Source organism: Leifsonia sp. KNZ12-8B, from assembly GCF_056755495.1.
The window spans coordinates 1-11,037 of record NZ_JBPGXM010000125.1; the positions used below are offsets into that span (position 1 = coordinate 1).

An 11,037-nucleotide genomic window follows, 5' to 3' on the forward strand; every position below is an offset into this window, starting at 1 on the left:
CCCCCCCCCCCCCCCCCCCCCCCCCCCCCCCCCCCCCCCCCCCCCCCCCCCCCCCCCCCACCAAAAAACGGCCCCCCCCCCCGCGCCGGGGGCTTTTTTTTGGGGGCCCGCGGGGGCTGGCGCGACGGGAGGATGGGTTGGCGGGATGCTTGCGGTAGGTGGCGAGTCGGCCACTGGCGGGCGGGCCGGGGCGCATCGGAGGGTGGAGGGGCAAGCCCACGAAAGGACATCATGACCCGCATCGCCGTGAACGGATTCGGCCGCATCGGACGCAACACCCTCCGCGCCCTCCTCGAGCGCGACAGCGAGTTGGAGGTCGTGGCCGTCAACGACCTGACCGCCCCCGACACCCTCGCCCACCTCCTCTCGTACGACAGCTCCCTCGGCCGCCTCGGCCGCCCGGTGGAGGTCGACGGCACCGACCTGATCGTCGACGGCCGCCGCATCGCCGTCCTCGCCGAGCGCGACCCCGCCGCCCTGCCCTGGGGCGACCTCGGCGTGGAGATCGTGCTGGAGTCGACCGGACGCTTCACCTCCGCCGACGCCGCCCGCGCGCACCTCACCGCGGGCGCCAAGCGCGTCCTCGTCAGCGCGCCGGCCGACGGCGCCGACGTGACCCTCGCCTACGGCGTCAACACCGACGCGTACGACCCGGCGACGCACACCATCGTCTCCAACGCCTCCTGCACCACCAACGCGCTCGCGCCGCTGGCCTCGGTGCTTGACGACCTCGCCGGCATCGAGCACGGCTTCATGACGACCGTGCACGCCTACACGCAGGAGCAGAACCTCCAGGACGGCCCGCACCGCGACCTCCGTCGCGCCCGCGCCGCCGCGGTCAACATCGTGCCCACCACCACCGGGGCCGCGAAGGCCATCGGCCTCGTGCTGCCGAACCTCGACGGCAAGCTCTCGGGCGACTCCATCCGCGTGCCCGTCCCCGTCGGCTCGATCGTGGAGCTCAACACGACCGTCTCGCGCGAGGTGACCCGCGACGAGGTGCTCGCCGCCTACCGCGAGGCGGCCGACGGAAGGCTGCGCGGCATCCTCGACTACTCCGACGCGCCGCTCGTGTCGAGCGACATCACCGGGCAGCCGGCGTCGTCCATCTTCGACGCCGCGCTCACCCGCGCGGAGGGGCGCCACGTGAAGGTCGTGGCCTGGTACGACAACGAGTGGGGCTTCTCCAACCGCGTCGTCGACACGCTGGAGCTGCTCGCGAACTCCTGAGCGGCCGCCGCTCGTTCAGTCGCCCGCGTCGGACTCCGGCGCGGGCGACGGGCGTACCGGGGCGTCGTCGCGGATGTCGATGCGCTTGACGCCGTCGCCGCGGTCGGTGACCTCGATGCGGGGCGCCGCATCCTCCTCGGTGGCGGCCGGCGCCGTCGTCAGCTGGTCGTGGCGCGCCTCGGCGGCGCTCATCTCCTCGGCGCTCATCTCCTCGGCACTCGTCTGCTCGTCGCTCATGCGTCACACAGTGGCCGCGAGCCGCGGGCGGCGCAAGGCCCGCCCGGCTAGGACGTGTGCGCGGCCAGGAAGTCGAGCGTGCGCTGCAGCGCCTCCCGCGCCTCCGGCCGGTCGAGCTTGAACTGGTACTCGTGGGGCAGCGCCGGCTCGTGGTCGGCCGACCAGAAGAGCTGGTCGACCTCCACCCCCTGCTGCTTCAGGGCGCGCGCCATCGGGATGGACTCCATCCAGGTCAGCGCGTCGCCGTTGCCGCCGGTGATGAAGGTGGGCGGGAACGCGGGCGTGACGTGCTGGATGGTCGACATGGTGTTGCCGACGAACGTCTGCGACCAGTCCTTGGTCCCGGTGTACGACCACAGCGCGGTCTGGAAGCCCCAGGCGCCGATGCCGTCGAGGTCGGCCAGCGCGTCCATGTCGTAGACGCCGCAGTTGAGCACGGTGCCGACCAGCGCGCCCGCCGGCAGGGCCGGGTCGATGCCCATGAGGTGGGCGTAGTCGGGGTTCGTGATGAGCAGCGCGAGCTGGCTCGCGAGCTGCGACCCCGCGGAGTCTCCGGCGAGCACGATGCGCGTGGGGTCGACGTGCAGCTCCTCGGCGTGCTCGCGGACGTACGCGAGCGCATCGTTCAGCTGGCGCACGGCGAGCGGGTACACGCCCTCCGGGCCGTACGTGTAGTTCAGCGCCACCCCGGCGTAGCCGTGGCTCGCGAGGATGCGGAGGTACGGGTCGACGTCCTGGCTGGCTCCCGAGATCCAGGCGCCGCCGTGCACCCAGACGACGGCGGGCAGCGCGTCGCCCGAGCCGGCGGAGGACGCGGCGGAGGAGGGCCAGAACGCGTCGAGCGTGGTGTCCGGAGATCCGTCGGCGTAGCGGATGCCGAGCCGTTCCTCCACGCTCCCCGGCTCGGGCGCGTGCCGTTCGAGTTCGGCCACGGTGTCGGCGGCCCCCTTCTCGAACACCCCGCGGATGACGAGGGCCGACGGCCACGGCGTCGCCCGCACCACGCTCGCGAGCAGGAGTGCGGAGGCCGCCACGATCGCGCCGGCGTTGACGAGGCGCTGCGCGCGACGGCTCAGCAGCGGCCGTCGGGGCAGGTCGGGCGCGGTGCTCATCCCAGGGTTCCGTGCACGGCGTACCGGTCGATCTCCTCCAGTTCGCCTTCGGTCAGCTCGGGGCCGTTGACGGCGGCGAGGTTCTGCTCCAGCTGCTCGACGCTGCTGGCGCCGATGATCGCCGAGACGACGACCTCGTCGCGCAGCACCCACTGCAGCGCGAGCTGCGCGAGCGTCTGGCCGCGGTCCTGCGCGATCCCGTTCAAGGCGCGGGCCCGCTCCAGCACGACGCCGGTGAGGTCGGACTCGTGGAGGAACGCGCTGGTCACCGCGCGCGATCCCTCCGGCACGCCGTTCAGGTAGCGGTCGGTGAGCATCCCCTGGGCCAGCGGCGAGAACACGATCGCCGCCGCACCCGCCTCGCGCACCGCCTCCAGCACCCCGGACTCCACCGTGCGGTCGAACATCGAGTAGCGCGGCTGGTGCAGGAGCAGCGGGGTGCCGGCCGCGGCGAGCAGCCCGGCCGCCGCCGTGGTGCGCTGCGGGTCGTAGTTGGAGATGCCGGGGTAGAGCGCCTTGCCCTGCTGCACGGCCGTCGTGAGGGCGCCCATCGACTCCTCCAGCGGCGTGTCGAGGTCGGGGCGGTGGTGGTAGAAGACGTCGACGTAGTCGAGCCCCAGCCGCTTCAGGCTCTGGTCGAGCGACGACAGCAAGTACTTGCGCGAGCCGTGGTCGCCGTACGGACCGGGCCACATCAGGTACCCGGCCTTGGTCGAGACGACGATCTCGTCGCGGTACGCCTTCAAGTCGGTGGCGAGGATGCGGCCGAAGAACTCCTCGGCGGCACCGGGAGGCGGCCCGTAGTTGTTCGCCAGGTCGAAGTGGGTCACGCCGAGGTCGAAGGCGCGCAGCACGATCGCCCGCTGCGTCTCGAACGCCCGGGCCGTCCCGAAGTTCTGCCAGAGCCCCAGCGACAGCGGCGGCAGCACCAGGCCGCTGCGCCCCGCCCTCCGGTACGGCATCGCGTCATAGCGGGCGGCATCGGCGAGGTAAGGCATCGTCACTCCTGTCGTGGGCGGGGTCGCGGGCCACAACCTATCAGGGCATCCGGTTGTCAGGACGCTCCGCCCGCGGCGTGCGCGGGCGCCGTGGCCACGATCGACCTGGAGCGGCTGGCGCTCGTACCGATCCCCTACTGTGAACATCAAGCCGGAGGAATGGCCGGGGTCGTCCTGGGCGCAATGTCGTCCAGGGTCGACTGGACCGATTTCGTGGGGAGTTCGTAGTGAAGCCCGTGCTGCTCGAGATGCATCCGGTCGGTGTGCTGGCCCTGTACCTCGTCCGATCGTTCTGGCTATGGATGCTCGTGCCAGGCGCCACCATCGTTTGGCTCGTCGCCAGCCCATGGCTCGCGAAGAAGGGATCCGTGAGGCGGTTCGTTCGCTGGCTGGATTACAACGCGACGGTGGCCCTTCTGCTGTCCGTCTTCAGGCCGCTGCTTCGAATGCCTCCGCCTCCCTGGGCGCCCTTGAGAACCGTGCGCGACTTCAATACGCCCATCGGATTAGGCGAGCTCTGGTAGCAATCCGACGCTTCGGCGATCTCGGAAAGCCGTTCGCCGCGGCGGCAGACCCCGAGATCTTCATGCTCGTCGGCGTTCTCGGTATCGCCATAGGGCTATGCAACCTGGTCCAATTCCTCACGCTGGTCACGTGACATCCACTCGGCTGCATGCCGATGGGCACCCAGGAAAAGTGCGTGTTGCGCCACCCGCGCTAGTCGGCCGTCAGCTCGTCCACAAGCGCGAGGAGGCGCGGGCTGCCCAGGATGCGGAAGTGCCCGCCGACCGGCAACTCCTCGTTGCGGGCCGCTCCGCGCAGGCGGCTGCCACCAGGGATGTGCGGGTCGAACCAGCCCCACAGCGACACGATCCGCGAGTTGGCGGCCGCCTCCGCGGTGAGCGCGACCATGGCCGGGTCGTCCGGCCGCAGCGCACGCAGCGCGTGCACCGGCAGGTAGCGCGCGAGGCTCGATCCCGAGAACGGCGTGGCGATCGCGATCGTCCTGCGCACCCGCTCCCCCGCGCCGGGCAGCCCCATCAGCGTCTTGGCGATGAGCCCGCCCTTGCTGTGCGCGACGACCGTGACGTCGTGGAGGTCGTGCTCCTCCAGGTGGCGCGCGACCAGCGCCGCGCCCTCCGCGAGCGAGACCCGGTTGCGGCCGAGGGCGGCGATCACGTGCACCGGGTGGCCGGCCGCGTGGAGGCGGCGGGCGAGCGGGCCGAGGAACCGCCACGTCTCGTAGATGCCCGGCAGCAGGACGACGGGCGATCCGCTCGACCCGGCGGAGGAGCCCGGCGAGACCAGCGCCTCCGGCACGTCGCGGTCGAGGGCCGCGCGCAGCTGGTGGCGCAGCGCGTACTCGTAATCGAGCGCGAGTACACCCAGCCGGCGCAGCGGACGCAGGAGACGGGGGCCGCCCGCCACCGAGTCGGCCGTCCCAGCGCCGCCCGCAGCGCCCTCCGCCGCCGCCCCGCCCGTCACGACGCCGCCCCGACCGCCGCCCGCGCCAGCTCGATCAGCAGCTCGGCCGTGCGGTACGGCGCGCCGTGCATGACCAGGTGCGGCGGGCCGGCCACCGCCTCCGCACGGCCGTTCCGCGCCCGCTCCGCCAGTGCGAGCACCCACGCGTCGCGAGCGATCGGGTCGCGGGCGCCGCGGATGACCAGGACCGGCACGGTCACGTCGGCCACCTCCTCCTCGGTCCGGTACTCCAGCATCGCCGGGAGGTTCGCGAGATACCAGCGCGGGCCGGCCTTCAGATAGTCGCCGATCACCACGGCGTTGCCGCGCGGGCTCTCGCGCAGGGTGTCGAGCCCGAGGAGCATCGCCGCCCGCAGCGGGTGGCGATCGCGGGGCTGCATTACCGGGCCGAGGAGGGCGACCGCGCCGGCGAGCTCCGGCCGCAGCTTCGCCAGCGCGACCGCGATCTGCGTGCCCATCGAGTGCCCCACGAGCACGGCTCGCCGGATGCCGAGGCCGTCGAGCACCTCCGCCACCGACCGTGCGAAGCCGTCGATGCCGGGGGCGTGAGCGGGCTTCGGGGTGGCTCGGCCGAAGCCGGGCAGGTCGACCGCGACGACCCGCCCCGACCGGGCGAGCACGGGCACCAGCCGCTCGAAGTAGCGCGACGACACCCCGATGCCGTGGATCAGCACGAACACCGGCGCGGCCGTCGCACGATCGGAGGCGGCGGCCGGGCCGGTGTCGACGGTGACGACCGCTCTCACGCGGCCGGATCGAGAACGGTCTTGATCCATCCCTCCTCGCGCCGGTCGAAGCTGCGGTAGGCGTCGATCGCGCTCTCGGCGGCGACATGCTGGGTGATGAAGGCGGTCGGGTCGAACAGCCCGGCCGCGACCAGGTCGATCAGCGGCGGGGTCACGGCCCGGTGGTTGCAGTTGCCCATGCGCACGGTCAGATTCTTGTTCATCGCGGCGCCGATCGGGTAGCTCGTCAGCTGCGGCGAGTAGACGCCGATGATCCCGATGCGGCCGGCCTTCGCGACCGACTCCACCGCCCAGCGAGCGGCCTGCGTCGGGCTGTCGCCCGGCACCCAGGTGTCGCCGTCGGGGTTCGTCTCCGGCGCGACCTGGCCGACCTCCTCGGCGAACTCGTCGGCGAGCTGCGCCGACTCCTCCGCCGCCGGGCCCTGCTTCGGGCGCTGGGCGTCCACCCCGACCGCGTCGATGACGGCGTCGACCCCGGCGCCGCGCGTGAGCCCCATCAGGGCCTCCACCGGCGACTCGGTGTTGAAGTCGATGATCTCGGCGTTCTGCGCCAGCGACTGGGCGAGCCGGGTCTCGATGCCGTCGATCGAGAACACGCGGCCGGCGCCCTGCCGGAACGCGGACGCGATGGCGAGCTGGCCGACGATGCCCGCGCCGTAGACGGCGACCGTGTCGCCTCTCCGCACCCCGGCGAGCTCGGCGCCGAACCAGGCGGTCGGGAAGATGTCCGAGAGCAGGATGGCCTGGTCGTCGCCGACCGCCTCCGGCAGCGGGATGAGGGTGTGCTGGGCCCACGGGATGCGCGCGTACTCGGCCTGCAGGCCGTTCACCGGGCCCGTCGTCTCCGGGCCGCCGAAGAAGGCCGTGCCCGCGGCGGGACCGTTGACGTTCGCGACGTCGCACTGGGCCGTGTTGCCCGCACGGCACTGCGCGCACACACCGCACGACATGGTCGAGCACACGATCACGCGGTCGCCGGGCGAGAAGCCGCGCACGGCCTCCCCCACCTCCTCGACCACGCCGATCGCCTCGTGCCCGAGGATCGTGCCCGGCACCATCCCGCTCATCGTGCCGCGGACCATGTGCAAGTCGGTGCCGCAGATGGCGCTCGTGGTGATGCGGACGATGGCGTCCGTCGGCTCCTGGATGCGCGGGTCGTCGACGGTGTCGAGCCGGATGTCGCCGACGCCGTGCCACACGACTGCCTTCATGGGTCCCTCCCTCGGATCGTGGGTCTCGGTGTGTGATCGCCACGGAGGGTACGCCCCGCCCCTCCACCCCCGCACGGGTTGAAAACGGCTGCCCGCGGGGTAGTCGTGGGTGGTAGGACATCGGGAGAGGAGGGGCCATGCCCGCATCCGAGGAGCTGCCGTCCACGCTCGCCCGCTCGCCGAAGCACGCGCAGGAGGTCTGGTCGGCCGCCCACGACGCGGCCGTCGGCGAGTACGGCGAGGGCGAACGGGCGCACCGCACGGCCTTCGCCGCGCTGAAGCACCAGTACGAGAAGGTCGGCGACCACTGGGAGGAGAAGGAGCAGCGCGGCCCCTCCGACCGCAAGGCCGAAGGCGGGGTCGGCACCCGCGCGCAGACCCAGGAGGGCGTCGACGCGAACGCCTCGAAGGAGCACCTGATGGACATCGCACGCCGGCTCGACATCCCGGGCCGCTCCACCATGACCAAGGACGAGCTGGTCGAGGCCATCAAACGCGAGAACCGCCGCGAGACCGCGGCGCGGCGCCGGTCCGACGCCGACGGGGGGCGCTGACCGTGCGCGACGTGATCGCCTTCATCCTGTGCTTCGCCCTGTTCCTGTTCGGGCTGTTCCTGCTCGGCATGGCCGACGTGCTCCCGCCGGTGCAGGGGCTCGTCTTCTTCTGCGGGATCCTGTGCGTCGCGCTGTCGTTCGGCATCCCTGTGCATCTGCTGTCCAAACTCGACTGAAGGCGCTGCGCGCGACACCCCGCCGGGGTACGTTGGGCGCATGACCGAGCTGACCACCCTGCGCAGCGCGACCACGGACCCGCACGAGGCGGACATCCTGCTGCGCGAGGCCAACGGACGTTTCGCGTTCGCCCAGGAGCCCGGTCGCGAGTTCGCCTTCCGGGTCGAGCAGCAGGGCGACTCCGACGTGCAGGTGGGCCGCTACTCGATCGGCGGCGACTGGGTGTCCGAGGGCGAGTTCGACCAGTTCTGCGTCGCGACGGTGCTCGGCGGCGACTACGAGTGGGACATCGACGGCGAGCGCGACTTCGCGTTCCGCGCACCCTTCCTCCTCACGCCGGGGGACACGCTGTTCTGCCACGCCCAGAACGTCAGGATGGTGAACCTCTACCTCTCGACCGACCGCCTGCGCGAGGTCGCGCGCACCACCTACCGGGACGACTCCCTGGTGCTCGCGTTCGACTCGCCCCGGGCGATCAGCGCGGCGCACGCCGGCTACCTGCTGACCGCGTCGACGGTGGCCGGCGAGTTCGTGCAGTCCGGAACGCTCGGCAACCAGATGGTCCGCGCCGGCCTGTTCCACACCCTCGCGCTGGCGACGCTCAAGTGCTTCCGCCTGACCGGCGAGCGCGAGCCGGGCCCCTCCACCGCGGTGGAGGTGCGGCGCCGGTTCCGCCGCGGGCTGCGGTTCATCGAGGACAACGCCTCCCTCCCCATCACCCGCGGCGACATCGCGCAGGCGGCGGGGGCGAGCCTCGTCCAGCTCGACGCCGCGTTCCGCGAGCACGCCGGGATGAGCGCGAACGCCTGCCTTCGCCGGGTCCGCCTGGGGGCCGCACGGGACGAGCTGCGCGACGGGCGGCTCACCGACGCCGCGGCGGCCGCTTCCCGCTGGGGGTTCGCTGACGCGGAGCGGTTCGCACGCGCCTTCCGCGCGGAGTTCGGGGCGGAGCCGCTGCCCGAGTCGGCGGACGCCGAGCGCTGACGGGTGACGGGTGCCGGGTGGGCGCACGCTCGCCGCCCATTAATCGCGTCGATCCCCGACCTGTCAATCACTGACGCGGTCGTCCCCTCGCCGGTTCGGTGGAAACACATCACACCAGACGAGAAGGGGGCTCACCCATGTTCTTCCATCGGCAGGAGCTGCAGCACACCGTCAAGCCGGACCAGCCGGACGCCGTCTACGCGCGCAAGCTGCAGGAGGTGCTCGGCGGCCAGTACGGCGAGATCACCGTCGCGATGCAGTACGGCTTCCAGGCGTGGAACATCCACATCCCGGGCAAGTACCGCGACCTGCTCTACGGCATCGGCGCGGAGGAGTTCGGGCACGTCGAGATGCTGGCGATCATGATCGCGCAGCTGCTCGAGAAGTCGCCGCTCGGCATCACCGAAGACGCGGTTCAGAACGACCCGACCGTGGCGGCCATCATCGGCGGCACGGACGTGCAGCATGCGATCGTCGCGGGTGCCGGCGCGCGCCCGGTCGACAGCAACGGCAACCCGTGGTCGGGCTCGTACATCACGGCCAGCGGCAACCTGCTCGCCGACTTCACGGCGAACGCGAACGCGGAGATGCAGGGCCGCCTCCAGGTCGCCCGGCTCTACAACATGACGGACGACGCGGGCGTGCGCGACCTGCTCGCCTTCCTGCTGGCCCGCGACACGATGCACCAGAACCAGTGGATGGCCGCGGCGGCCGAGCTGCGGGCGGAGGGCGCGGAGGACTTCCCGGTCCCGAGCAACTTCCCGCTCAACAAGGAGGACCGCAGCGTCGCCTACCAGTACCTCAACTTCTCCGACGGCCCCGCGGCCGCCGAGGGCAGCTGGGCCAGCGGCCCCACCCCGGACGGCAAGGGCGAGTTCACCTACCACGAGGGCCCGACCACGACGGCTCCGATGCCGCCCGTCACCCACCCGGACTCCCGGTTCTACGGGACGACGGAGCTGCCCAACGTGGTCGAGAAGGCGGCGGGGGTCGTGCAGGACAAGTTGAACAAGGAGTAGCGCTGGGCGCTTTGCGGGTGGAGGGGCGGTCTCGTCGGATGCGGCGGGGCCGCCCCTTCAGCGTGCGGCTGCTCCCCGTGCGGTGATTCAGCTGTCCCCGGGTCGCGGGGGCGACGCACAGCGAAACCGGCGTCACCCTCACCCCCGGCTGACCGCTCATCCGTGGCGAACCCCCGAGTACGCAGAATCTCCGCGTACTCGGCGGTTTCGGCGCGAGATCGGGCGTACTCGACGGCGGTGCGACCTCCAATACCCCGCCCGCGCGCGCCGCGCATCCCCCCTCAGCGGGGGCGCGGGCGGTGGTTGCATCGGGGCATGCCTGAGAACCAGTACACCTTCGACAACCCTGTTGACCGTTACCCCAGCATCGAGCCGCCGGCGGAGCACGTGGAGGAGCCGGGCACCGAGAAGGACCTGACGCCTCCCGCCGACCACGGCGAGACCAGCTACGTCGGCTCCGGCCGGCTGACCGGGCGCAAGGCGCTCGTCACCGGCGGCGACTCCGGCATCGGCGCTGCGGCGGCCATCGCCTTCGCGCGCGAGGGCGCCGACGTCGCGATCGTGTACCTGCCGGAAGAGGAGGAGGACGCCCAGCGCATCGCGGGACTCATCCGCGAGGCGGGGCGCACCGCCGTGACGATCGCTGGCGACCTGGCCGAGCGCGCGTTCGCCGACGAGGTGATCTCGCGCACCGTGTCCGAGCTGGGCGGGATCGACATCCTCGTCAACAACGCCGGCAAGCAGGTCGCGGTCGAGAGTCTCACCGACATCACGGACGAGCAGTTCGACCGGACGATGAAGACGAACGTCTACGCCATGTTCTGGCTGACCCGCGCGGCCCTCCCGCACCTCCCCGCCGGGTCGTCGATCATCAACACGACCTCGATCCAGGCGTACCAGCCGAGCGAGACGCTCGTGGACTACGCGACGACCAAGGCCGCCATCAACACGTTCACGAAGGGCCTGGCGCAGCAGCTGGCGCCGAAGGGCATCCGCGTGAACGCCGTCGCCCCCGGCCCGATCTGGACGCCCCTGCAGCCGAGCGGAGGCCAGCCGGCCGAGGCGCTGCCGGAGTTCGGCAAGCAGACCCCGCTCGGCCGCGCCGGGCAGCCGGCCGAGCTGGCGCCGGCGTACGTCTTCCTGGCGTCGCCGGAGTCCAGCTACGTGATCGGCGAGACGCTGTCGGTAACGGGAGGCATGCCGACGCCGTAACGCGCCCCTCCACTTGTCACGACACGCCGCCTCGGGGATGCCCGGGGCGGCGTCTGTCTCTTATACACATCT

13 protein-coding genes are annotated in these 11,037 nt (G+C 72.0%); 7 read left to right on the forward strand and 6 right to left on the reverse strand.

The window, feature by feature from the left end:
- Positions 1 to 231 precede the first annotated feature (231 nt).
- The gene (gene gap, locus ACR9ZG_RS15350; RefSeq protein WP_481285717.1) at positions 232 to 1,230 is read left to right on the forward strand and encodes a type I glyceraldehyde-3-phosphate dehydrogenase; all 999 of its coding nucleotides are present in this window, start codon (positions 232 to 234) and stop codon (positions 1,228 to 1,230) included.
- Positions 1,231 to 1,245: 15 nt separating this feature from the next.
- On the opposite strand, the gene ACR9ZG_RS15355 is transcribed toward gap, so the two are convergent.
- The 3 genes from ACR9ZG_RS15355 to ACR9ZG_RS15365 are packed head-to-tail and all read right to left on the reverse strand — an operon-like array spanning position 1,246 to position 3,577.
- Positions 1,246 to 1,467, reverse strand: a complete 222-nt coding sequence (locus tag ACR9ZG_RS15355; protein ID WP_481285718.1) for a hypothetical protein — start codon at positions 1,465 to 1,467, stop codon at positions 1,246 to 1,248.
- A gap of 47 nt (positions 1,468 to 1,514) precedes the next feature.
- Positions 1,515 to 2,579: an alpha/beta hydrolase gene (locus ACR9ZG_RS15360; protein ID WP_481285719.1), complete on the reverse strand. Its 1,065-nt coding sequence runs from the start codon at positions 2,577 to 2,579 to the stop codon at positions 1,515 to 1,517.
- Complete coding sequence (locus ACR9ZG_RS15365) at positions 2,576 to 3,577, reverse strand: aldo/keto reductase (RefSeq protein WP_481285720.1); 1,002 nt, start codon at positions 3,575 to 3,577, stop codon at positions 2,576 to 2,578. Before ACR9ZG_RS15365 ends, ACR9ZG_RS15360 begins: the two co-directional genes overlap by 4 nt.
- A gap of 227 nt (positions 3,578 to 3,804) precedes the next feature.
- On the opposite strand from ACR9ZG_RS15365, the gene ACR9ZG_RS15370 reads away from it, so the two are divergent.
- A complete protein-coding gene (locus ACR9ZG_RS15370; protein WP_481285721.1) occupies positions 3,805 to 4,101 on the forward strand; it encodes a hypothetical protein in 297 nt (98 codons plus the stop codon).
- Positions 4,102 to 4,294: 193 nt separating this feature from the next.
- On the opposite strand, the gene ACR9ZG_RS15375 is transcribed toward ACR9ZG_RS15370, so the two are convergent.
- From ACR9ZG_RS15375 to ACR9ZG_RS15385, 3 genes are read right to left on the reverse strand one after another with little or no spacing between them, the layout of a single operon-like run.
- Positions 4,295 to 5,062 carry an esterase/lipase family protein gene (locus ACR9ZG_RS15375; RefSeq protein WP_481285722.1) on the reverse strand — a complete coding sequence of 256 codons (768 nt, stop codon included), beginning with the start codon at positions 5,060 to 5,062 and terminating at the stop codon, positions 4,295 to 4,297.
- Complete coding sequence (locus ACR9ZG_RS15380) at positions 5,059 to 5,808, reverse strand: alpha/beta fold hydrolase (RefSeq protein ID WP_481285723.1); 750 nt, start codon at positions 5,806 to 5,808, stop codon at positions 5,059 to 5,061. Before ACR9ZG_RS15380 ends, ACR9ZG_RS15375 begins: the two co-directional genes overlap by 4 nt.
- Positions 5,805 to 7,019, reverse strand: a complete 1,215-nt coding sequence (locus ACR9ZG_RS15385; RefSeq protein WP_481285724.1) for an alcohol dehydrogenase catalytic domain-containing protein — start codon at positions 7,017 to 7,019, stop codon at positions 5,805 to 5,807. Before ACR9ZG_RS15385 ends, ACR9ZG_RS15380 begins: the two co-directional genes overlap by 4 nt.
- Before the next feature lie 137 nt (positions 7,020 to 7,156).
- Between ACR9ZG_RS15385 and ACR9ZG_RS15390 the strand changes: the two genes are divergently transcribed.
- The 5 genes from ACR9ZG_RS15390 (at position 7,157) to ACR9ZG_RS15410 (ending at position 10,965) form a co-directional block, all read left to right on the forward strand.
- On the forward strand, positions 7,157 to 7,573 hold the full coding sequence (locus ACR9ZG_RS15390; RefSeq protein ID WP_481285725.1) for a ChaB family protein: 417 nt from the start codon (positions 7,157 to 7,159) through the stop codon (positions 7,571 to 7,573).
- A gap of 2 nt (positions 7,574 to 7,575) precedes the next feature.
- Positions 7,576 to 7,749, forward strand: a complete 174-nt coding sequence (locus ACR9ZG_RS15395; protein WP_481285726.1) for a hypothetical protein — start codon at positions 7,576 to 7,578, stop codon at positions 7,747 to 7,749.
- A 40-nt stretch (positions 7,750 to 7,789) separates the two neighbouring features.
- A complete protein-coding gene (locus tag ACR9ZG_RS15400) occupies positions 7,790 to 8,734 on the forward strand; it encodes a helix-turn-helix transcriptional regulator (protein ID WP_481285727.1) in 945 nt (314 codons plus the stop codon).
- Between the two features lie 137 nt (positions 8,735 to 8,871).
- A complete protein-coding gene (locus ACR9ZG_RS15405) occupies positions 8,872 to 9,753 on the forward strand; it encodes a manganese catalase (protein ID WP_481285728.1) in 882 nt (293 codons plus the stop codon).
- A gap of 315 nt (positions 9,754 to 10,068) precedes the next feature.
- Positions 10,069 to 10,965 carry a glucose 1-dehydrogenase gene (locus ACR9ZG_RS15410; RefSeq protein WP_481285729.1) on the forward strand — a complete coding sequence of 299 codons (897 nt, stop codon included), beginning with the start codon at positions 10,069 to 10,071 and terminating at the stop codon, positions 10,963 to 10,965.
- Positions 10,966 to 11,037 lie beyond the last annotated feature (72 nt).